Below are 23,983 nucleotides of genomic sequence, written 5' to 3'. Positions count from 1 at the left end.
AAAATGAGTGAAAGAGCGGATAAAAATAATAAATACTCTTCAAACGCAATCATTAAAGTGATTGGTGTGGGTGGAGGCGGAGGAAACGCTCTGAATACAATGATTGAATCTGGACTCAGTGGTGTTGAATTTATTGCAGCAAATACTGATGTTCAAGCGCTTCAATCAAATCTTGCTCCCATTAAAATCCAACTTGGACGTGAATTGACGAAAGGTCTTGGAGCTGGTGCAAATCCAGAAATGGGCAGAAATGCAGCTCTTGAAGACAAAGCAATTTTACAAGAAGTTTTAAGTGGCGCCGATATGGTTTTCGTAACTGGTGGTATGGGCGGTGGTACTGGAACCGGTGCAGCTCCTATTATTGCACAAGTTGCACGAGAATTAGGTGCGTTAACAGTAGGTGTTGTAACAAAGCCTTTTACATTTGAAGGTAAAAGAAGAAAACAACAATCTGAACATGGTATTCAATCCTTAAGACAGTCTGTAGATACCCTAATTACTATTCCAAACCAAAGACTTTTAAGCATTGCTCCACCAGAAATGTCCATGCTTGAAGGATTTAAACTCGCAGATGAAGTTTTATTAAATGCAGTTAAAGGCATTTCAGATATTATTAACATTCCTGGACGCGTAAATGTGGACTTTGCAGATGTAAAAACAATTATGTCTGAAATGGGTATGGCACTTATGGGTATAGGTACTGCTACTGGCCCTAATAGAGCCGCTGAAGCCGCTCGTTCTGCTATTAATTCTCCATTACTTGAAGATATAGATATTGAAGGCGCAACTGGAATTCTAATTAATATTACGGGAACAAGTTCCATGACACTTCATGAAATTAGTGAAGCTTCTACTCTAATTCAAGAAGCAGCGCATGAAGAAGCTAATATTATATTTGGTGCCGTAATTGATGAAACTATGGGTGAAACCATTCGAGTGACAGTAATTGCTACAGGATTTGATCAAGCGCGCGTTTCTTTTCCAGAAACAGCTCACGGATTTTCAAATATTCAGCAACAAGGTCAATTCATTCCACCTAACGTAACAAATCAACCACAACAACAAATACCACAGCAGGCATTTGCAGGAATGAATTCACAACGTTCACAAACAGGTTTTGCGCAAAATATTCCTGCCGTAAATCCTTATGACGTTAGAAATCCAAATCAAATGTCTAATCAACAAATTCATCAGCAAAATCAGTTTGCTCAACCAAATAATCAACCAAATCATTTTGCTAGACCACAACAATTTGGAAGAGATGTTCAACAAAATTACAATCAAGGAATTCCAAATCAACAAAGCCCTAGATCAAATAATCCAAACCAAGATTTAAATAACTCTCACAATAATTTAAATTCTGGAAATTTATTTAGATCAAACCCTCAAGTTGATCATAGAAACACATTAAACAACCAACATCATAATCCAATTAAATCTCATGAAAACCAAGCTCCCTCTGCTTGGCCTAATCAGCCACAAAACTCCAAAAATGAGCCAACTTCCGATTTAGAAGAACTAACAAAATGGACTTTTGATATGGCAAATCAGCAACAAAATTCAAATAAAGCAAATGATCCAAAAGTAATGGGTGCTTCTTCTGCTATTAAAAACGAAGATCACAATCAAGAAGATGCTGCTGAAACAGCTTTAAAACTTGCTAAAGAATTATCTGATATTGAAATTGATGATTCTGATTTTGAAACGCCAGCATTTATGCGCAGAAAAGATGATTCACACAGGAATGCTTGAAAATAATATTGAAGAAGATTTTTCATTTTCTTCTTCAATTCTATTTAAAACCTCGTGATCCATTATAGCTAAATAAACTAACCAAAGTAAAAATTTAGTATCTTCTTTTGAGCTAAGATTATAAAATCTTTCTATTGATGATAATATTAAAAAACCATTATATTTTTTCTTTTTGCTGTTTTCATATCTGTAGTGACTATTTAATACATCACCTTTCAATATATTTTTAAATAATAACTCTCCCTCTTTTTTACTTTTTACAGATTGAAATAATTCTGAAAAATCAATGATTTTTTTCTTAATTTCATTTAATAAAAGAGTTTTACTTATAAAAACAGATGGAAAATCATTTAGTATTGAAGGAATAATTCTAAAAATATTAAATTTCTTTACAATAAAAAAATCTTGTCCACACATTGAATTTAAAAAATCAATATTTGGTGGATAAGAAAGCATTGTCAAAGAAGCTGAACTATTTAAAGAAATTTCATATAAAGACTGTACATTTTTAAAATAATCAAAAGTTTTATCAACAATATTAATTAATTTTTTCTGATTTATATCTAGAATTGGGTCATGATAAATTTTAGGGCAGCATATTAAAAAATGAAAAGGTTCATCAAATATTTTTTTTAATACTTCTAAATTAGAACTAAAATTTTTCTTAGATAAAAGAGTCCAAAAATCCATAACTATTATTATATTTTTTTTATGATTTCGAGATAACCACTTATAAAAAAAATTTAAATCATCAAAATCTGAGCGTATTATTTCTTCTGGAAAAATATCTAATAATGAAATTGTTTTTTCTTGAGGAGATATTTGAATGTAAAACTCTTTTATTCCATGATCTTTTTTAAGTAAATTAGCGCATTCTGCGGCTAAATTTAAATCTTTAAAGCCCCAAAATAAAACCCCAATCTTCATGGTATCCCCTATTTTTTTACTTCACTGAATGCAGCATTAAGAGCTTTTTTATTGAATTTATTTATTATACCTGCATCACTTAAAAGCCAATCTAATAGAGAAATTGCTGACTCATTCCATTCAAAACTTTTACCTTGAGCTTTCTCTACAATAAATTCTCGTGTGGATTTTGCTTTATTCAAGTTTATATAAAATTCAGAATCCTTATTATCTATAAGCATTTTTTCAATTTGTTTTGCCCAAATAGCTAAATAACCATTATCTAACCCACACCAAAAATTACTTGGAAGCATGCCAGGGGAAAAATGCTGATCTACAGCGGTAGATGTTCTATAAATAACCGGAGTTCCACTTAGAGCAGCTTCTAATGGAGGAAGACCAAATCCTTCTGCAACAGAAGGATGAACAAGAAGCGACGACAATCTGTATAATTCAGCTAATTCGAAATCAGACAAAATAGGAAAAATAATTGTTTTTAAATTTTCAAAAAATTTAATTTTTCCTATTTCTTTAGGAACACATTTTTTTAAATATCCTGATATTTCCTTTTGATCAGCTCCTATTCGAATAAACCAAACATTTAATGATGAATCTGTTGCGACTTTCATTACTGCTTGAGAAGCTATATCCCAGCACTTATATTTTTGATTTCTTCCTACACCTAATACCCAATTGCCTTGTATTATTTTTTCAATAAATAACGTGAATTTTTCAGAATCTTTTTCAAATGTAACTTCATCCAAAAATTTTTTACGTAAGGAAAAAAGAAGATTATTATCAGTTATTCTCGATTTACTTCCAAAATGCAGATCGACTGCATCACCAATAACATATAGTGGAGCTGTTCTTTTTTTAACTAAACCTTGCAGTATTTTAGCTGAATGAGTTGAAACCGTTGTAACAAAAGGCAAGCGAGATAAAGCTCTTTTTACTAAAAAGCGAAACTGTCTTTTAAATATAAAGCCAACACCTTTAACGGGCATAAATGGAATACTGTCATGAACAACCTGAATTACTCTTGATGACATATTATTTCTAGAAACAAACAATGGTCTATCAAAATTAGCGGGAGCAAACCAAATAACTTGGTTGTTTGTGAGCTTTTGAATTCTTTTTAATGCAAAAGTTGGCCATAGCCATATTGGTTTATCATAAGACTTTTGTAGAGCGCCGGGGCCACCACTCCAAAACGAAACAATATTTGGATATTTATGTACCAATTCAAGAACCCATTGAGCTGGCTCTGACTTAGAAACAATTAGGATTTTTAATCTTTTTTTATTTTTTGTAAAAACTATTTTTCTATTATCTAACTCTGCAGCTAGAGCTCTAGTCAAACCTATAACAAATCTTGAAATACCTGAAACAACACCTGACTGTGCAGACCTTGAATCGATAGCAAGCCAAACAATATCTGAATTATCCTTAAAGTTAGCTTCTTCTAACAAAGTCAGCTGAGAAGTCATCTTTTGCACACCATCTTTAAGATCAAAGAATAAAAAAGGAAGAGCTAAAAAACCCTTCCATTAATCCTAGCACAATAAACAGATTAAAATTTACTATGAACGACTGCAACAATCAAAAAAATTACTTAAATTATAAAATTCTTAATTTTATAATGATTTTTTGTCTTGAGAGTTTTTGCCCATATGCAATTCCGCTGCTTCTAATCTTGCTATAGCTCTTAATTTTGAGGCTTCAGCTCTTTTAATATCTATATGCTCAGATGCTTTTGCAATCAAACGATTTTCAGCTCTTTCAAGAGAAGATTTTGCTCTTTCAACATCAATTTGTGATGCATCTTCACCGACATCAACCAATAAAGTTACAGAAGCGCCAGTAATTTCAGCAACACCTCCAGCAACTTTAAAAAAACCTGAGACGTTATTTTGAGTATAAACAACAACCCCTGTTCCTACTGCAGAAACCATTGGAGCGTGACCAGGTAATACCCCGATTATCCCGTTTTCAATAGGTAAATACAATTCGGTAACGCCAGACAGATCAAGAAGACGCTTGTAAGGAGTTAAAATTACAACTCTCATATTGCCTTTTGCTTCGACCATAATATTTTAATACCCCAAATTAGACGGAAACTCCCATCTTTCTTGCTTTTTCAACTGCCTCGTCTATACCGCCAACCATATAAAATGCTGATTCCGGTAAGTGATCCCATTTACCTTCACAAACCTCTTTAAAGCTACGAACGGTATCTGAAACTTTAACGTAACAACCTGGATTACCAGTAAATACTTCTGCAACGTGAAATGGCTGAGAAAGAAAACGTTCTATACGGCGTGCACGAGCAACTACAAGTTTATCTTCTTCAGAAAGCTCATCCATACCAAGAATTGCAATAATATCTTGTAACTCTTTGTAGCGTTGTAAAATTTGCTGAACTTTACGCGCTGTATTGTAATGCTCATCTCCAACAATTTGAGGATCTAGAATTCTACTTGTTGAGTTAAGAGGATGAACAGCTGGATAAATTCCTTTTTCAGTTAAGGAACGATCTAGGTTTGTTGTTGCATCAAGGTGAGCAAATGCTGTAGCAGGCGCTGGGTCAGTATAGTCATCTGCAGGAACGTAAATAGCTTGAACAGAAGTAATAGAACCTGTGTTCGTAGAAGTAATACGCTCTTGTAGATCACCCATTTCTGTAGCTAAGTTTGGTTGATAACCCACAGCAGATGGAATACGGCCAAGTAAGGCGGAAATTTCTGCACCAGCTTGTGTAAAGCGGAAAATATTATCTACGAAAAATAAAACGTCTTGATTTTGTTCATCACGGAAATATTCTGCAACAGAAAGACCTGAAAGAGCAACACGAGCACGTGCTCCTGGCGGCTCATTCATTTGCCCATACACTAGAGCCACTTTATCAAGAACTCCTGAGTCTTTCATTTCATGATAAAGGTCGTTACCTTCACGAGTACGTTCACCAACACCAGCAAATACGGAGTAACCACCGTGTTGTTTAGCAATATTATTAATTAATTCCATAATTAATACTGTTTTACCAACCCCAGCTCCACCAAAAAGACCAATTTTTCCACCTTTTTGATAAGGAGCAAGCAAGTCAACAACTTTAATACCTGTTTCAAGCATTTCAAGTTTTGTACTCTGACGAGTAAAATCAGGAGCCTTACGGTGAATTGGATAGTGTTTTTCTGATCCAACTTTACCGCGGCCATCAATTGGCTCACCAATTACGTTCATAATTCTACCAAGAACAGCATTCCCAACTGGTACTGAAATTTGTTCTCCAGTATTACGAACTTCAATTCCACGACATAGACCTTCTGTGGAGTCCATAGCAATTGCTCTAACTGTGTTTTCACCAAGATGTTGAGCAACTTCTAAAACAAGATTTTCTTTTTCGCTATTAATAGAAGTATTTGTTGTACGTAAAGCATAATAAATTTCAGGCAGGTTTCCATGCGTAAATTGCACGTCAACAACAGGCCCCATGACTTGAATGATTTTTCCTAATCCTGACATAAAAAACTCCAAATTTTTTTAAATTATAGTGCTTCAGCACCGCTTATAATTTCAATAAGTTCCTTAGTAATTGCCGCCTGACGAGCCCTTTGATAAGTAATTTGGAGTTTACGCTCCATTTCCTTAGCATTTCTTGTAGCATTATCCATTGCAGTCATACGTGCACCATGTTCACTTGCAACAGCTTCAAGAAGTGTTTGAAAAATTCTTGATGCCATATATCTTGGAATCACAAATGAAATGAGCTCATCAACTTCTGGCTCAAAAATAGGCTCTGCTTCAATTGAAGTAGTACCAATATGAAGTGGCAAAACAACATCAGACGTTGGAGTTTGTGACATAGCAGACTGGAATTTATTATAGACAACAACAAATTTTCCAATTTTACCATCTGAATAAAGCTTACCAAAAGCATCTGATAAACGTGTCGCGTTTGCATTTGTTGGTTTGTCAAAATGAGCTGTAATTGAAATAAGCCCATTTTCTGAAACTAAAACAGAAGGATCATTGCAATAATCGTTTTCAGAAACAAATAATGCTTCCTCTTTTGTTTTCGTTAATAACTTACGTCTTCTACTTAAAGTTTGTAATGCTTTTTTTCCAATACAAATCGTTACAACTTTATAGCCCTCTGATTCGAGTTCTGAAATTGTTTTGATTGCATGTTTTGTTACGTTAGCATTATAGCCACCACATAAACCTCTTTCAGAAGAGATCACAAGAACGGCAGCTACTTTAGAAGAAGACTCATTCATAAGCGGATGATTACATCCGCCGCTAACTACACCAGCAATTTTTGAAGTAAGTTGTGCTAAGGAATGGGCGTATGGTCTAGAATTAACCACATTGTGCTGCGCACGGCCAAACTTCGCAGCAGAAACCAACTTCATTGCTTTCGTAATTTGTTGAGTGCCTTTTACACTTTTTATTTTACTGCGAAGATCCTTAAGACTTGCTGGCATTTGGTTCAAACCTCTTTGCGAAATCGTCAAGGGCTTTTTTAATTTCCGCTTGCAACTCGTTGCTCATTTTCTTACCTGTAGCAATTTCATCTAAAATTTTCTTATGAGTAGCTTCAAAATAATTGAGCATTTGACGCTCAAAAGCACCTACGAAACGCACTTCAATGTTATCTAAATAGCCATTAATAGCTGAAAAAATAGTAAGAACTTGTTTTTCCATAGGCAATGGAGAGTATTGAGCTTGCTTAAGCAATTCAGTTAATCTTTGACCACGGTTAATTTGCTTACGCGTTGCGGCGTCAAGATCGGAACCAAATTGAGCAAATGCAGCCAACTCACGATATTGAGCTAATTCAAGACGAAGATTACCTGCAACTTGTTTCATTGCGCCAGTTTGAGCAGCTCCACCCACACGAGATACGGATAGACCAGCATTTACAGCAGGACGCATACCAGCATTAAATAAGTCAGCTTCTAAGAAGATTTGACCGTCTGTAATAGAAATTACGTTTGTAGGAATATATGCTGAGATATCATTAGCTTGAGTCTCAATAATAGGAAAAGCTGTTAAACTTCCTGCACCTAATTCATCATTTAATTTACATGCACGCTCTAATAAACGGCTGTGTAGATAAAATACGTCACCAGGATATGCTTCACGACCTGGAGGTCTACGAAGTAATAAAGAAAGCTCACGATAAGCTTGAGCGTGTTTTGTTAAATCATCATAAAATACAACCGCGTGTTCACCACGATCACGGAAGTATTCACCAATTGTACAGCCCGTATAAGGAGCCATAAATTGTAGAGTTGCAGCCTCGGAGGCACCAGCAACAACAATTGTTGTATACTCAAGAGCTCCTGCGCGGCGAAGTTTTTCAACAACCTGTGCAATTGTTGAATATTTTTGTCCAATTGCAACATAGATACATTTAACACCATTACCTTTTTGGTTAATGATTGTATCGATAGCAATTGCTGTTTTTCCTGTTTGGCGGTCACCAATAATAAGCTCACGTTGTCCGCGCCCAATTGGAATCATAGAGTCAATTGACTTAATTCCAGTTTGCATTGGTTCATGAACACTTTTACGTGCCATAATACCGGGTGCTTTTACTTCAACAGGAGAAATTTCATTTGAGTTTAATTCACCTAGGCCATCAATAGGCTCACCTAAAGCATTTACAACTCTGCCTAATAACTGTGGACCTACTGGAATACTATTTACGTTTCCAGTCCGGCGAACTTGCATACCTTCACGAACAGTTTCTGCCCCAGAAAATACAGCAACACCAACGTTATCTTCTTCAAGGTTAAGTACAATACCTTTAACCCCGTTTTCAAACGTGATAAGTTCACTGATCATTGCTTTTTCAAGGCCGTAAATTCGAGCCATGCCATCTGCAATAGACACAACTGTGCCTGTTTCAGATACTTCTGCCTTTTGTCCAAAAGCCTGAATTTTTTGTTTTAATAATTGGCTTATTTCATCAACCCGGATATGCTCCATGAATTCAACTCCTAACTCAAAGACTCTTTAAGATTCAAAAGACGAGAACGCAGACTCGCATCCACGTTTGTATTTCCAACTTTTATAATAAAACCAGAACGTAGGGATTCATCTACCTTCGATTCGAGGATTATTTTTTTATTTAAAACATTATGAAGAACGGAAGAAAATTCGGATTCTCCATTTTCATTTAACTTACTTGCAGAAATAATTGTAGCTCTTGCTACTCCTGCATATTCATCTGCTCTAATTAAAAAGTTTTTTAAAACCATTTGTAATTCAGAGAAGCGGTGATTTTCTAACATTAATTTTAAAAAATCAGATAACTCTGAAGGAATTTTTTTATTGACAAATATTTTATTAAGAACTGTATCAAGAAGTTGTTTTTTTTCTTCAATTGATAAAGTCGGATTAATAAAAAATGAAGTCATTTTTTTATTAAAAATAGTCATCAAAGTTCTAGAAGCTTCAACATAGCTTTCAAACAAACTAGGATCACCTTTTTGAGATGCTTCAATTGCACATTCAAACAGTGCAGTCCCATAACGTCTTGCGAGAGGACCAGAAAATTTATTCATAAACAGTAATACTCCACATAAAAGCAGAATTGAAAAAATTTATATTCAATTGAGCGTTTTTATTCCGTCAATCGTCTCTGACTTGAGTTTTGAATCAAGTGTATGCAACTGTTCAGGAGTAAGAGATTTTTCAACTTCATGAAGAGCCAAATTAAATAATTCTTGACGAATTTCTTCTTTGCTACGAGTTATAAGTTCTTTTGCAGCACGCTCTGCATCTTTTAAAATAGATTCAGAAACTTTGGCAGCATCTGACATAATTTTATCTCGCTCAATTTTTGCATCAAAAAGACTCTGCTCTTTTAATTCTGCAATTTCTTTTTCTAATGAGGCAATTTGAGCTTCATATTCTTTAACTTTACGTTCTGCCAAAATACTTGCTTCTTTTGCTTCAGATAGACGAGCTCTTAACTCATTTCTATTTTTATCAAGCATTGCAGCAATTGGCTTGCGCGCAAAAAGAACAAGAGCACCAATATAAATTACAAACTGGAAATAGGGCCAAAAAACACTATACCAAAAAGATGTTTCACCGGTTCCTGATGCGGCTAATGCAGGAGAAGATTCAATAAAACCTTTATATCCAATAATAGCAAGGAGTAATGCAACGCCAATTTTTTTATAAATTGTTGAAACAAGATCTTTAACTTGGCTAGGAAGATTAGATTTAGCTTGATTTATTTCAGATGAAAGATGATCACGAACTTCATTTAAGTAGGCATCAGCCTTTTTTTGATTTTCAGAAATTAATTTGTTTGCTGCTTTTTGAGCAGCAGAAATTTCTTGCGCTCTTAAGCTTTTAGCTTCTTCAGCACCTTTTTTTAATTGAGCTAAATATTCCATTTCAAGTTTTTTAGCTCTATCATTTTCTAGTCTTGACGCTTCTGTAGCACCTATTGTTCTGCGTTTACGTTCAATATGAAGTTTTATTGCAGGTCCAATGATAAGTTTTTGAGCAATAATAACACCAACCAAAAAAATTCCAATCTGAATACCAAACCTTATGGCACCTTCAGTGTCATGAAACGGATATATATCTAGTGAGCCTGCCATTTACTCCACCTCAGCGCAAATTCAGCGCGAAGCACTGAATAATCTAAAGAAAATAAAATATCTAAAACAAAAACGGTGTTGTTTAGGTTCGGCGACCCAAGCAGCACCCGCTCGTTCCTGTATCTGGCCTTGTTATTACTGTGAACTTTGAGATTCTGCAAGCCCTCGCTCACATAATTTGCAATTAATTTTAGTATTAAATTGTTTTTTGTCTATATCCTTCAAAAAAATTAGATACCCCAAGTTGATCCGCTAGTTTAAGATGTTCTTGAAGGGTTGTTCTAGAAATTTGCAAAACCTGACTTGCCCTAGTCATTGAGAAGCCTTGAAGTTTTACAGCATAGTAACTCAAACTTGACTTTAAAAATGTATGAGCGTCCTCGCCTTGAAGCATAACGTAAGAAAAAAATGTTTCTGCACATTTTTCTATAGGAACACTAATTTTGCTATAAATTTCATCATTATTTAATTGAATGCTATCTAGATACTGAAGTGACCTATTTTTATCTCCATGAAAGCCTCCATAATATGCAGTTTGAACTACGGCATCAATTAATATAGCTAAACCTAATGTCTTAGCTATTTGTTTCAATTTTGAAAGTAGATCGGAATCAAAAGCATCTAAAAAAATGGATAATCCAAAATAATCCAATATATTTTCAATCGCTGAGGATGTAGAACTCAATAAGGAATCAGGAGATGGTACTTTATATTTAACAAATCCATATCCACTACTTAAACATTCAGTATGTATTAAAATAGTTGGTTTTAAAGAAGTAATATTAGAATTTGATACTTTATCACTATTTAGAATTTTTGGATCTCTAACTAAATTTATATCAATTAAATTTGAATTGATCTCATTTTCTAGAAGATCAATTAGTAGCTCCTGAATTTCAATAAAGTCTGTTTTAACATGAACATCAAAACCTTGCCTCGTTATAGAAATTATGTGTCCTATTTCTTCATATAACTTTTTTCTAATTAAAATAGATATTAACTTTGAACGAGGTGAATGCATTAGAATCTCCTAAATGAAAATACATATTCCTATTTTGATATAGTGAATCCCAATGCTCCCATTCTATGTTTTTAATTCAGATTCATTCATAATTAAATTTTTAATAAATATTTTAGAGTTATGAATTTCTAATTCTTGAAAAAGAAATCCTTTTTGAAAAACCTAATATGATTAACATATTTACATCTCTGTATTAGATCTAAGACATTGGTCGTATGAAAAAAAAAGCTCTCTAAAGAGTATGCATATTTTTTAAAACAAAATTGTTTCACGTGAAACAATCATTCATTTATTTAATAATACTAGTTAATTTTAAAATATTTTGCTTTTTAATTGAATTAATTAATAAACCCTTTAAACCGAATTTTCATAATGCTATTTCTAAAATGAAATATGCCAAGGTTTCAAACAGTGGGTTTAATTTTCCTACAAACAAAATTTACATCAAGCTTCTTAAATATGAGAAAATATATTTATCAAAAATGTTTCACGTGAAACAATTGGTTTTAAACTTTTGAAAACACTAGGTATATTAAGTTTTTTCTAAATCGCTTGATATAATTTAAAGACTAGAATTAGTATTCATATTTGTTCTTAGGAGAAAAAATGAGCTCTATTTCAACGATTAATGAACCACAGAACTTTGAAAAACAAAAATCTTTTACACTAAATCAAAAGTTTTCTGATCAATCCAAAAATTATTATCAAAACCAAATTATTGAATATATTTCCATTGATAATCTGGAGCCACTTGAAAATCAGCCAAGACATAATTTTGATCAAGATAGTTTAGAAGATTTAGCTCAGAGCATACGCACCTATGGAATTCTACAACCTATAATTGTATCTACAGATAACAAAGAACATATTACAATTATCGCCGGTGAAAGAAGATGGAGAGCAGCAAAAATAGCTGGATTAGATAAGGTTCCTTGCATTGTTCGAGAACTACATGATCATTCTAGGCTTGAACTAGCTTTAATTGAAAATATTCAAAGAGAATCTTTATCTGCTGTTGAAGAAGCTCAATCGTATAAGCAGCTTATTGAAGAACACAATTACTCTCAAGAAACATTAGCATCACGCATTGGAAAAAACAGGGCAACAATAGCAAATACGATCCGACTTTTATCACTTCCAGAGAAAATTTTAGCTGATTTAAATAAACGAGTCATTTCAGCAGGACATGCTAGAGCACTATGCTCATTTGACAATGAAAAAATGCAATTAAAAGTGCATTCCATCATTGTAAAGAAAAAATTATCGGTAAGACAAACGGAAGATCTCATTAAATCTTTTAAATCGGAAAAGAATCAAAAAACTCTTATCGATTCCATATCTCCCGATCTCCGTTACATTTGTGATCAATATAAAGGGCACTTAGGGACAAAAGTTAAGATAACAGGGGATACAAACAAAGGGAAAATTGAAATTAGTTATTATACTTTAGATGACTTAGAAAGAATTTCGGAATTAATTCTCGGTAATATTATAACTCCACCAAAATGAAAACGAATTACCAAAATTAACATTTTATTTGATTAAACCCATTTTTTAATAACAAAAGTGATCCTGCGATAAGAAAAGCTATCCATAAATAGTAAATATATACAAAAATCAGAATCACTTTTTATATTCATAGCAATGATAATTTCCTAACTCTTGAAACCCTAAATTTTTATAAATACTTACCGCTTCTTTAGAAGACGCAGTTAAAGATATATTTTTTGCATAATTTAATAAAAAATGCATCATAATAGAGGCATAACCTTGCTTTCTAAATTCATCATGAGTAAGAACATCAAAAATTCCGCACATTTCATTATGAAAAAACAAAGATGCAATGCATACCGATCTATTTCCAGCTTTAATATAAAATAGGTGATAAGGTTTTAGATCAGAAAACCCCAAATGATTTGCTAAATTCAAATAATAATCCCGAATAATAGGGTCATAATTTTCAAGAACTTCTATAAAGTTAATGACATCATATCTGTCTGTTACTTTATTTACATCTCCCAAAAACCCATCACAATTGCTATAATTTAAATCAAATACCATTCCTACTTCATTAGCTTCCTTGATAAATCCAAATGCCCTTAAAATATCATCCAAATCTAATGGAAAAGAATTTGGATGAAGCTAATATACATTTTATATATAACTAGGAATGTAAAAAAACTTAGTCCGAATCGTCTTTTCAGAGCTTTCTATTAAATTTTTCATAAACTAAAAACCAAATGTATTTAAAGTAACGTTGCCGCTATAGTAGCAAGAGCGGAGCGTTCTCCTTTAACTAAAGAAACATGTCCAGCAATAGCTTCTTGTTTCATTCTTTCCACAACATATGTAAGTCCATTTGATGCGGCATCAACATAGGGATTATCTATTTGATAAGGATCACCTGTTAAAATAATTTTTGTATTTTCACCTGCACGAGTTAATATTGTTTTAATTTCATGTGGTGTTAAATTTTGTGCTTCATCAACAATGAAAAATTGATTAGGAATAGAACGTCCTCTTATATAGGTTAGAGGTTCGACCTCCAAAATACCTTGATTGATCAGTTCATGATAACTTTGAGACAAACGCTTTTGTCTTCCTTGAGAAACTCCACCAAGTAACAATTCTAAGTTATCAAAAATAGGCTGCATCCAAGGATTCAGTTTTTCTTCTAAAGTACCAGGTAAATAACCAACATCTCTCCCTAATGGAAAAATTGGCCTACTCACAAGAAGTTTTTGATATTTAGATTCATCTGTAGTTTTTTCTAATCCTGCTGCAATGGCTAATAAAGTTTTACCAGTACCTGCTGTTCCAACCAATGTAACAAGCTTTACATCATCATCAAGCAATAAATCTAAAGCAAAACTTTGTTCAAGATTTCTTGGATAAATACCCCAAACAAAATCTTTGCCCCCTAAGTTTAAATTCTTTAAATTTCCAGTTACATGATCATATTTTCCGTAAACAAACTGAAGAGGATCTTTTGAATCTCTTAAAATAACATATTGATTAGGCATCAAGTCATATTCTTCTAAAGAAACAGAACCTGATGATAAATATTTTTTAAGAATTTCAGATTCTACTTCAAATTCAACTATGCCTGTATAAAGTTCTTCGATATTTACTTTATCTGCTTCAAAATCAGATACACTTACTCCTAAAGCATCTGCTTTAATACGCAAGTTTGAATCTTTTGTAATTAAGATAACAGGCATATTGCCAACCTGTTTCTTTAGTATAAGAGCTACGCTAAGTATTAAATTATCTGGTTTCCTTTCAAAGTGTGCAGGTAATAAGGCCATATCAGATTCTAAAACAACATAAACTTTCCCACTGTCTCTTTTGTCATTAAAAAGGGGGATTCCGTTACTTAAAGATCCTCTTTCACGTAAATCATCCAAAATTCTTGAAAAATGACGTGCGTTTCTTCCTGTTTCACTAAGGCCCTTCTTAAATGTGTCTAATTCTTCAATTACGGAAATTGGAATATACACATCATTATCTTCAAAAGAGAAAATGGCACTTGGATTGGATAACAACACATTTGTGTCTATTACAAATTTCTTTTTCAACCCTATACCCCTTTCGACAAATAATTCGATCCAAAGAGGGATCGCGCTCTTACAAGAAATCAATTCTTACTCTATCATTCCATGAGAATGGTTTGAGGTTAACAGATACAGGCATTTTTTTTTAGTACGAAAGTAGGAGAAAAAAGAAATGGCACAATTGCAATCCAAGGATCTGCTTAATAGTGTTTCAGAAAGTGTGAAACGTGAATTCAAAGAGCAAAAATATATTTTGTCATACGATGAATTTTTAGATATTTTTAGTAAAGACCCAAGAAAACTCATAAGAAACTCTGCAGAATATATGCTAGATATGTTCAAATATTTTGGAGTTAGTGAAGTTAAACATAGCTATAATATTACAAAGAGACATTTTAAACTTTTTGAAAGAATTCGTGGAAAAAATAAACCTGCAATTACGGGTCAAGAAGAAGCTCATGAAAGTATATATAGGGTGCTAGAACAATTTGTTAGACAAGGTAAAGTAGACAAACTTATTTTATTACATGGTCCAAATGGTTCAAGTAAATCTTCAACTGCTGAGTCTTTAGCTAGTGCTCTTGAAGAATATTCAAAAACAGAACATGGAGTTGTTTATAAATTTAATTGGATTTTTCCTTCAGATAAAATTGGCTATGAAGGATTAGGAGACAATTTTAATAAACATATTGGTTTTGGTGATGAAGCTCCAACTCGAAATGGAAGCAAATCATTTGCTCATTTAGAAGATGATGAAATAATGTGTAAAATAGTTAGTGAAATGAAAGAAAATCCTATTTTTATTTTACCCAAAAAAGAGCGTGTTGAGTTTTACAAAAAAATAACTTCTAATGTTATGTATAATGATGATATCCCAATGTATCTAGAAGAAGGTGCTTTAGGTGCTAAAAGTAAGAAAATTTTTGATTCACTTTTAGTTGCTTATAAAGGCGATCTTGAAAAAGTTCTTCGTCATGTTCAAGTAGAAAGATTTTTCTATAGCAGTAGATATCGTGTAGGAATTGCTTCGGTAGAACCTCAAATGGCAATAGACGCACAAGATAGACAAATAACTATGGAAAGAAATATTCAAAACATTCCCCCTGCCCTTCAAAATATTCGTATTTTTGAACCACAGGGAGAACTGATAGATGCCAACAGAGGATTTATAGAATTTGCTGATTTATTAAAACGTCCTCTTGAAGCATTTAAATATTTATTAACAACTATTGAAAAAATGAATATTAATTTACCAAGTGGAATTGCTGATCTTGATTTAATTATGATGGCAAGTACGAATGAAAAACATCTTGATGCTTTTAAAAACTCTCCTGATTGGCCATCATTTAAAGGAAGATTCGAATTAGTTAGAGTTCCATATTTATTATCAGCAAAACTAGAACAAAAAATATATGAAGAAGACATTAAAATAATTGAAAAAACAAAAAAAATTGGCCCACATTCGCTTATCTTATTGGCTAAATGGGCAGTATTAACACGCTTGCGTCAACCAGATCCTGATTATTATGATCCTAGTTTAAGAAATTTAATTGCAAGACTTGACCCATATGACAAACAAGCTCTTTATGATGGAAATGAACCATCAAATACCTTTACTGAAATTGAAAAAGGTTTATTAAAAAAGAATGTAGAAGAAATTTTAAAAGAAAGCCAAAGTTCTGTAGCTTATGAAGGAAGGTTTGGAGCAAGTCCAAGAGAAATGAAAATGTTACTTTATTTTGCTGCACAAAATGAAAGACATGATTCATTATCTGCAATCGCTTTATTTGATGAAATTGAAAAACTAACTCGTGATAGAACAATTTATGACTATCTTCAATTTGAACCTCGTGGTGGATACCATGATTATAGAGAATTTATTAAGTATATAAAGACTCAATATTCATCACAGTTTCATAAAGAATTTTTATCTGCCTTAAATTTATATGATGAAGAACAATATATAAAAGCATTACAAAGGTACATGAGAAATGTTTCTGCATTTATTAAAAAAGAGAAAATACAAAACGATATAACTGGCAGAAATGAAGAAGCAAATGAAAGCACAATGGATGAAATGGAAACCTTAATGGGTGCAACTGGCAATAAAAGAGATATCAGAGAAAGACTTGTTGCTAAACTTGCTTCTTGGAGAGTTGAAAGACCTAATGATGAACTTAATTTTGCTAAAGTATTTGAAGCAGAGTTATCAATAATTGCTAGAAGAATTTATGAAAGCAAAGAAGAAGAAATTAAAAAAATTAAAACTTCTATGATGATGCTTGGTAGTGAGGATTATAATAATTTACCAAAAGAAGTTTACCAATTATGTGAAAATACTTTTGAAAATTTGGAAAAAATTTATCATTATACAAGAAAAAATGCTTGGGAAAGTTTAATATTTATTAATTCTTTAAAAAATAACTTTAAACACTCATAATTTTTTATTAAAAGAGTTTATAATGAATTTAAAATATTTATTTTTAAGAGAATATTCAATAATTTTTATTATCAATTTTATATTTTTTCAAAATATTTGTTATGCAAAAGAGACAATAACAATATTAACTGAAGAAAAACCTCCTAATAATTTTGAAGATTCAAATAAAAAAATCACGGGAATCTCTACTGAAATTGTTGAGGAAATTTTTAATAATGCAAAAATTAAATATAAAATAGAAATTATGCCCTGGGCTAGGGCTTATGATACAGCTCTTAAAAGTAAAAATATTGGCCTTTATTCATTAGCAAGAACACCTGATAGAGAAAAATCATTTTATTGGATTGGTCCACTAATAAAAAATGATTGGGTCTTTTTTTCAAAAAAAGATTCAAAAATTAATATAAAAGATTTAGAAGGTGCGAAAAAATATCAAATTGGAGTTTATAACCAAAGTGCATTAGCGAATTATTTATTGCAAAATGGATTTAAGGCAAATGAAAATCTGGATATATCTAATGAAGAAAAATATAACCCCACAAAACTTGAAAAAGGTCGAATTGATTTATGGGCTACAGGTCTATTAGTAGGTTTATATAATGCTAAATTATTAAATACTAAATTCTATCCAATATTTACAATAAAAGAAACGCAACTATATTTAGCTTTTAGTAAAGATACGAATGAAAATTTAATAAAACAGTTGAAAGATTCTTTTAATAAAGTAAAAAATAATGAAAAAATTATAAATATACAAAAAAAATACGGTTATTATAAAAATAAGTAAATTCTATTAAACTAATTATAACATAGCAAAATTTAATTTTAAATAAATAAATTGACTTTAAAAATAATAAATTATACATTTTTTCATTCACTAAAATTATTTTTATAATGTTAGAAATATAAAATAACAATTAATTAATAAATGGAGATTTCATGAATTTAAAAAAATCTATTCCAATACTAAAATATTCAACAACAATTTTATGCTCTTTTATATTATTTTCTTCATGCGGAAAAGGAAATATTAGTTCAGAAAATAATATTTTGAATTCTGAAAATAAATCCTCTTATTCTAAAAATAAAAATAATAATAAACTAAAATGGGAATTACCAGAATTAACACAAGAAGAAAAAGAAAATCTCATTTCTTCTGTAAAAACAGTTTTTAATGATTTTTATGTAAATAGGCTTCAAAAAATAACTGATTATCATTACGATGCTCTAAGAGAAGCAAATAAATTAAATATAAATATGAGCTCTAATGAATTGCTTAGAAATACAATGTCTATATTTATGAATATACGAGATCTTCATACTGGTTTTAAATATCCCTTACCAGCAAGATGTGTTATTGGAGGATTTCCATTAAAAGTAGATTTATCTTATGATATAAATGGAAAAAACGAAAAATTAATCATTTCAAAAAAATTAGCAGCTATTCCTAATTTTGATGACCCAAATGATAATTTAAATTATAATGATCTTCAATTAAATGATGAAATTTTGTCTATATCAAATATTGGAATTGAAGGTCTTACCACTGATGAAATGCCAGTAAAAATTGCTATAAATGAATTAGGTAAATATACTCGCGGTGCTAATGAAGATGCTTATAAAACCCGATCAGTTCAAAATTTCTTTTCAAGAAATGGTGCTTATTTAAAAACACCTGAAGGAAAATTTACTATAAAAGTTAAAAAATCTTCGGATGGTTCGATTAAAGAATATTCTTTTCCATGGCAAAGCTATAAATCTGCTGCAGATATTTGTAACACAAATAAATCAACTAAAGAAAAATTTAATAATTTTAATAATATAATGAATAATTCTTTATTTTATAAATTAAATAAAACAAACCAAGAAGAATCCATTGAAAACTTTTATCAATCATCAAACACAGCCTCTAGTGCAAATATTACAACAAGAATCGCTGAAAGAGGAGATAAAAAATTTGGAATTATAAGATTAAACATGTTTCTTCCAAGTGGGGATTATGATTTAAATGACTATTTAGTTGCAAGAGAAAAAATAATTAATGAAGTAAATATAATTCGAAGTTTTGTCCTAGAAAATAAAGATAAAATTTCTGGAATCATATTTGATGTAAGAGCAAATGGAGGGGGATATGGTAGTTTTCCTCAACTCATTGCTAATTTATTTACTAATCAATTTGTAAAAAATATGGATGTAAGGCCTCTTGTTTCTCAAACAAACAGTGACACCTTTTATAATTTAGAAATGTCTCGTTATTTTTCTAGAAAAGGAACTAAAGATGAATTATCTGCACCATTTTTAGATACTGTTAATGAAATGGAAAAATTAATAAATGATAAATTTACAAAAAATTTAGTTAATAATAGAGAAGTTTTACTTGAAGCAGCTGATAGATTTGATGGAGATGAAAATGACGCCCTCCCTCCAAATTACACAAAAGAGAATACAGATATATTAAAACCTATATTTACAGATAAACCTATAGCCGTATTAACAAATAGCAATTGTTATTCTGCTTGTGATGTTTTTACATCACTTTTTAAAGATTATAAAATTGCAAGAATATTTGGAGAAACTAAACACACTGGAGGAGGAGGAGCAAACGTAATAGAATGGAAAGATTTTTTAATTCCTGTTGTTATTGATGAAAGAGGTACAAAATCATCTATTATACCAAATGGAAAACCTCTTCCAAAAGGCAGTGAAATTCGATTTGCTTGGAATAAAATTAAAAGAGTAAATAACAGTAAAACAGAACAATATATTGAAGGAAATGGTGTTATATCAGATTATATTTACAAACCTACAAGTTATGATGTTTTAAATAATGATGAAAATATATTTAATAAAATAATGGATGATATGAGTAATTATAAAAATCCTAAAAAATTCTATTTAAATAGGTAAATTTTATTTTACTCTGTTTTTCTTCCTTTATAAACACTAAAATCAGTTATTTGTTTTTTATATTCGCATGAAAAATATGGTGAACTAATTAAGAAATCAGCTGAGGATCGATTACATGCTAAAGGAACATTCCAGACAACAGCAACTCTTAATAAAGCTCTAACATCGGGGTCATGAGGCTGAGCAGCTAAAGGATCCCAGAAAAAAAGAACGAGATCTAATTTTCCTTCAGCAATATGAGCACCTGCCTGCATATCTCCACCTAATGGTCCACTTTCAAAACAAGTAACTTTAAAACCAGTTTCTCTTTCTAATAGTTTACCTGTTGTACCTGTAGCATAAAGCTCATGATCGGCTAGTTTATCACTGTGTAATACAGCCCAATCTAATAATTCTTTTTTTTTGTTGTCATGAGCAATTAAAACAATTTTTTTTCTTTCTGGTAATATTACTTCTTTATATTTAATTGCCATTTTATAATCCCATAAATTTATTTAAAATTAAAAGCCATTTTTCAAATTATATTAAAAAATGTAAAAAAATACTACTACTCATATTACAATATTCTATTTACATTATAATGAATAAAAAATATATTACTATCAAACAAATATTATTAAAATCTATTGCAGGAGAATCAATGCCAATACTCAATGTAAAAGTAAGTGGAAAAAAAACTAAAAAATTAAACAAAGATATTAATCATTTTTTAATTGATATTACTACAAAAATTTTAAAGAAAAAATCAGATATTACAGCAATTATTATAGAATATATTGACCATGATAATTGGTTTGTAGGTGGTAGTTTACTAAGCAATCAAAACAAAAATTCATTTTATTTTGACATAAAAATAACTGATGAAACAAATACAAAAGACGAAAAAATGTAATATATTAAAGAAGCTTTTGCAGGATTTGAAAAAATATTAGGCAATTTACATGAGGAAAGTTATATTTATATTCAAGATGTTCGTGCTGCATGCTATGGATACGGCGGGAAAACACAAGAATTTAGATATCATAATAAATAATTAGATATACTTTGTTATTATTCTACAGTAACACTTTTTGCTAAATTTCTTGGTTGATCTACATCAGTTCCTTTTCTTACTGCGACCCAATAAGCTAACAAATGCATAGGCACTGCTGTTAAAAAAGGTAAAATAATTTCAGAACATTCAGGTATTGCAATAAAGTCGTCTGAAATATTTTGAAGTTCTTTATCCCCTTCCGTTCCAACGGAAAGAATTTTTCCACCACGAGCTCTAATTTCTTCTATATTACTTATTGTTTTTTCATAATATGAATCTTTTGGAGCTAAACAAACTACACTCATATCTTCATCAATTAATGCGATTGGACCATGTTTTAACTCTCCAGCTGCATAGCCTTCTGCATGTATATAAGAAAGTTCTTTTAATTTTAAAGCCCCTTCTAATGCAACTGGCCATTGATGTCCTCGCCCAATAAATAATAAACTATTAAGATTATAATATTTAATTGAAATTTCTTTTATTCCATTTGATAACATTAATACTTTTTCAAGAAAACTTGGTACCTTAATTAATTCATCTATATATTCAGAAATTTTATGGGTATTTAATTTCTTTTGTTCTTGAGCAATAGCTAATCCTAAAAGAATTAATGACGCTAATTGAGCTGAAAATGCTTTTGTACTAGCAACTCCAACTTCGGGTCCTGCATAAATAAGACTTTGATCATCACAAACATGGGCTATACTGCTTCCAGGTGCATTAATAATAGCTAGAGTCTTTGCTTTATTTTCTTTTGCAAATTTTATTGCCTGAAGAGTGTCAATTGTTTCTCCACTCTGAGATACTGCAATACTCAATGTATGTGAGTTTACTGTTGGTGATCTATAACGAGATTCACTTGCTAATTCTGTTTCTACAGGAATTCCTGTAAATTTTTCAATAAAGTAACGTGCTAAACATCCTGCATAATAACTTGTTCCACAAGCTATAATTTGAATTCGATTTATTTCTTTTAAATTAATATGGTTTATACCGTAAGCTTTTAAATTTATTTTACCTGTATCAAGATCATATCTACCATTAATAGTTTGTGCTACAGCTTGTGGTTGTTCATGAATTTCTTTTAGCATATAATGATCAAAACCATTTTTATCTAGCATGCTTGTTGACCATGAAATAGAAATAGGATCTCGTTTTACAGGTTTTCCTTCAAAATCTACTATGGAGATATCTTTTGAAGTAAGATAAGCGATTTCTTTATCTTCCATAATAATAATTTGGCGAGTATGATCTACTAATGCTGTAATTCCAGAAGCCATATAATTTTCATTTTCTCCAATACCTAAAACAACTGGAGAACCATATTTTACGACAAATAAAGTATCTGGAACATCGGTACATAAAATACCAAATGCAAAGGCACCTCTAATTTGAGATACTAAAGAAAAAATTGATTTTTTCATTCTTTCAAGAGGGTTTTGTATATTTAGATTTTGTTTAAATTCATAATTTAATAAATGAGCAGCTACTTCAGTATCAGTCTCGCTATGAAATTTATAACCTTTATTCAACAAAAATTCTTTTAACGGTTTATAATTTTCAATAATTCCATTATGCAATAAAATCATATTTTCAGAGCGGTGAGGATGAGCATTTAATTCTGTTGGTTTTCCATGTGTAGCCCAACGTGTATGACCAATTCCAATTTTAGTTGATTTAGGTAACAATTCTAATTTTTTTTGTAAATTAACCAGTTTGCCTTCTGCTCTTTGAATAAAAACTCCATCAGAATTCATCATTGCAATACCTGCAGAGTCGTATCCTCTATATTCTAGTCTTTTGAGGCCATTATAAAAAAATTCAGGTGTTGCTCTTTCACCAATATAGCCTATAACTCCACACATATAATACCTCGTTCCATAATTTTATTTTTTATTTATTTGAAAATTTTTCTTTAAATTTTATTTCCATTTCTGCTAACTGTTCCTGAGAATTTATTCCAAGAAACTCTAATTCATCTTTTCCAATTAAATAGCCAACTTTTTTGCCTGAATTTTTAGATAAAATTGGTAAATCAGTTAAATAATATTCTTTTGCTGCATTTTCATTTTTCAACAAAGGAAACATTTTTTGCATTTCTAAATAATTTGCACACAAAAAACCTGAATTGCATAAATCAATTTTTTTCTGATCTTCACTACAATCTTTTTCCTCACAAATAGCAAGAAATTCACCATTTTTATCCGTGATAATTCTTCCGTATCCAAAAGGATTTTTTGCTTTAAATACAAGAATAGAAAAAGCATTCTTATTTTCAGAATGGTACTTTAAAAATTCTATAAATGTAGATCCCTTAACAGCAGGAGTATCACCATAAGCAATAAGTATATTTAATGAATTTAAATTTTGACTCACTTCTTTGTCAAAGTATTTTGTAACGGAATCAACTCCACAGCGAGCCGCATGCCCAGTACCAAGTGGCACATCTTGATAAGCAAAATGAATTTGAGTTTCTTCAGAAAATTTATAATTAGAAATGATTTCTTCAACCATGGTTTGGGTTGGTGAAATAACTATAACAATTTTTGATACACCAGCTTGAATAAGAGATTCTATCGCCCAAATCACAAGCGGCTTACCTAATAAAATATGGGCTACTTTAGGAATCTTAGAGTTCATTCTTTTGCCCACTCCAGCCGCTAAAACAATTCCAATTGTATATTTTTCTTTAGATAAATTTTGATGCGACACAAATGAATTCTCCAAAATAAATATAAATAA

The 23,983-nt window shown here is 31.1% G+C and carries 19 protein-coding genes and 1 pseudogene; 6 read left to right on the top strand and 14 right to left on the bottom strand.

Annotated elements, in window-relative coordinates:
- The first annotated feature begins 3 nt into the window (after positions 1 to 3).
- Positions 4 to 1,752: a cell division protein FtsZ gene (ftsZ, locus tag GCL60_RS08740; RefSeq protein ID WP_153420271.1), complete on the top strand. Its 1,749-nt coding sequence runs from the start codon at positions 4 to 6 to the stop codon at positions 1,750 to 1,752.
- Here the strand turns inward: ftsZ and GCL60_RS08735 are convergent.
- From GCL60_RS08735 to GCL60_RS08695, 9 genes are all read right to left on the bottom strand, one after another.
- The gene (locus GCL60_RS08735) at positions 1,735 to 2,679 is read right to left on the bottom strand and encodes a hypothetical protein (protein ID WP_153420270.1); all 945 of its coding nucleotides are present in this window, start codon (positions 2,677 to 2,679) and stop codon (positions 1,735 to 1,737) included. The two genes, ftsZ and GCL60_RS08735, sit on opposite strands and share 18 nt — an antisense overlap.
- 8 nt (positions 2,680 to 2,687) lie before the next feature.
- Positions 2,688 to 4,145, bottom strand: a complete 1,458-nt coding sequence (locus GCL60_RS08730) for a glycosyltransferase (RefSeq protein WP_153420269.1) — start codon at positions 4,143 to 4,145, stop codon at positions 2,688 to 2,690.
- A gap of 147 nt (positions 4,146 to 4,292) precedes the next feature.
- On the bottom strand, positions 4,293 to 4,745 hold the full coding sequence (atpC, locus tag GCL60_RS08725) for an ATP synthase F1 subunit epsilon (RefSeq protein WP_153420268.1): 453 nt from the start codon (positions 4,743 to 4,745) through the stop codon (positions 4,293 to 4,295).
- A 19-nt stretch (positions 4,746 to 4,764) separates the two neighbouring features.
- Positions 4,765 to 6,180, bottom strand: a complete 1,416-nt coding sequence (gene atpD, locus GCL60_RS08720) for a F0F1 ATP synthase subunit beta (protein WP_153420267.1) — start codon at positions 6,178 to 6,180, stop codon at positions 4,765 to 4,767.
- A 23-nt stretch (positions 6,181 to 6,203) separates the two neighbouring features.
- Positions 6,204 to 7,142, bottom strand: coding sequence for a F0F1 ATP synthase subunit gamma (locus GCL60_RS08715; protein ID WP_153420266.1), 939 nt, complete (start codon positions 7,140 to 7,142; stop codon positions 6,204 to 6,206).
- Positions 7,126 to 8,652, bottom strand: a complete 1,527-nt coding sequence (gene atpA / locus GCL60_RS08710; protein ID WP_153420265.1) for a F0F1 ATP synthase subunit alpha — start codon at positions 8,650 to 8,652, stop codon at positions 7,126 to 7,128. The genes GCL60_RS08715 and atpA overlap by 17 nt, the downstream gene beginning before the upstream one ends.
- An 11-nt stretch (positions 8,653 to 8,663) precedes the next feature.
- Complete coding sequence (gene atpH, locus GCL60_RS08705) at positions 8,664 to 9,230, bottom strand: ATP synthase F1 subunit delta (RefSeq protein ID WP_153420264.1); 567 nt, start codon at positions 9,228 to 9,230, stop codon at positions 8,664 to 8,666.
- Between the two features lie 45 nt (positions 9,231 to 9,275).
- Entirely contained in the window at positions 9,276 to 10,283 is a 1,008-nt protein-coding gene (locus GCL60_RS08700; protein WP_153420263.1) for an ATP synthase F0 subunit B, read from the bottom strand.
- 196 nt (positions 10,284 to 10,479) lie between these two features.
- The gene (locus tag GCL60_RS08695) at positions 10,480 to 11,304 is read right to left on the bottom strand and encodes a hypothetical protein (RefSeq protein ID WP_153420262.1); all 825 of its coding nucleotides are present in this window, start codon (positions 11,302 to 11,304) and stop codon (positions 10,480 to 10,482) included.
- 606 nt (positions 11,305 to 11,910) lie between these two features.
- Here GCL60_RS08695 and GCL60_RS08690 point away from each other — a divergent pair.
- Positions 11,911 to 12,813 (top strand): ParB/RepB/Spo0J family partition protein, encoded by a 903-nt coding sequence (locus GCL60_RS08690; RefSeq protein WP_153420261.1) that lies wholly within the window; start codon positions 11,911 to 11,913, stop codon positions 12,811 to 12,813.
- Between the two features lie 114 nt (positions 12,814 to 12,927).
- On the opposite strand, the gene GCL60_RS08685 is transcribed toward GCL60_RS08690, so the two are convergent.
- Together GCL60_RS08685 and GCL60_RS08680 are read right to left on the bottom strand one after the other, a co-directional pair.
- Positions 12,928 to 13,365 carry a GNAT family N-acetyltransferase gene (locus tag GCL60_RS08685; protein ID WP_153420260.1) on the bottom strand — a complete coding sequence of 146 codons (438 nt, stop codon included), beginning with the start codon at positions 13,363 to 13,365 and terminating at the stop codon, positions 12,928 to 12,930.
- A gap of 185 nt (positions 13,366 to 13,550) precedes the next feature.
- Positions 13,551 to 14,882 (bottom strand): PhoH family protein, encoded by a 1,332-nt coding sequence (locus tag GCL60_RS08680; protein ID WP_153420259.1) that lies wholly within the window; start codon positions 14,880 to 14,882, stop codon positions 13,551 to 13,553.
- A gap of 148 nt (positions 14,883 to 15,030) precedes the next feature.
- Between GCL60_RS08680 and GCL60_RS08675 the strand changes: the two genes are divergently transcribed.
- The 3 genes from GCL60_RS08675 (at position 15,031) to GCL60_RS08665 (ending at position 20,205) form a co-directional block, all read left to right on the top strand.
- A complete protein-coding gene (locus tag GCL60_RS08675) occupies positions 15,031 to 17,298 on the top strand; it encodes a hypothetical protein (RefSeq protein WP_153420258.1) in 2,268 nt (755 codons plus the stop codon).
- A 22-nt stretch (positions 17,299 to 17,320) separates the two neighbouring features.
- The gene (locus GCL60_RS08670) at positions 17,321 to 18,085 is read left to right on the top strand and encodes a substrate-binding periplasmic protein (protein ID WP_153420257.1); all 765 of its coding nucleotides are present in this window, start codon (positions 17,321 to 17,323) and stop codon (positions 18,083 to 18,085) included.
- 152 nt (positions 18,086 to 18,237) lie between these two features.
- On the top strand, positions 18,238 to 20,205 hold the full coding sequence (locus GCL60_RS08665) for a S41 family peptidase (protein ID WP_153420256.1): 1,968 nt from the start codon (positions 18,238 to 18,240) through the stop codon (positions 20,203 to 20,205).
- Between the two features lie 8 nt (positions 20,206 to 20,213).
- Here the strand turns inward: GCL60_RS08665 and GCL60_RS08660 are convergent, their stop codons facing one another.
- Positions 20,214 to 20,678, bottom strand: coding sequence for a methylglyoxal synthase (locus GCL60_RS08660; protein WP_153420255.1), 465 nt, complete (start codon positions 20,676 to 20,678; stop codon positions 20,214 to 20,216).
- 167 nt (positions 20,679 to 20,845) lie between these two features.
- On the opposite strand from GCL60_RS08660, the pseudogene GCL60_RS17545 reads away from it, so the two are divergent.
- A pseudogene (locus tag GCL60_RS17545) lies at positions 20,846 to 21,238 on the top strand (tautomerase family protein).
- 17 nt (positions 21,239 to 21,255) lie between these two features.
- On the opposite strand, the gene glmS reads toward GCL60_RS17545, so the two are convergent.
- Together glmS and GCL60_RS08645 are read right to left on the bottom strand one after the other, a co-directional pair.
- Positions 21,256 to 23,106, bottom strand: a complete 1,851-nt coding sequence (gene glmS, locus GCL60_RS08650) for a glutamine--fructose-6-phosphate transaminase (isomerizing) (RefSeq protein ID WP_153420253.1) — start codon at positions 23,104 to 23,106, stop codon at positions 21,256 to 21,258.
- Between the two features lie 28 nt (positions 23,107 to 23,134).
- Positions 23,135 to 23,953 (bottom strand): sugar phosphate nucleotidyltransferase, encoded by an 819-nt coding sequence (locus GCL60_RS08645; protein ID WP_153420251.1) that lies wholly within the window; start codon positions 23,951 to 23,953, stop codon positions 23,135 to 23,137.
- Positions 23,954 to 23,983: the final 30 nt, after the last annotated feature.

Source organism: Silvanigrella paludirubra (assembly GCF_009208775.1).
In the GTDB taxonomy this organism is placed as follows: Bacteria; Bdellovibrionota_B; Oligoflexia; order Silvanigrellales; family Silvanigrellaceae; genus Silvanigrella; species Silvanigrella paludirubra.
This window is presented reverse-complemented; position numbering and strand designations above follow the sequence as displayed.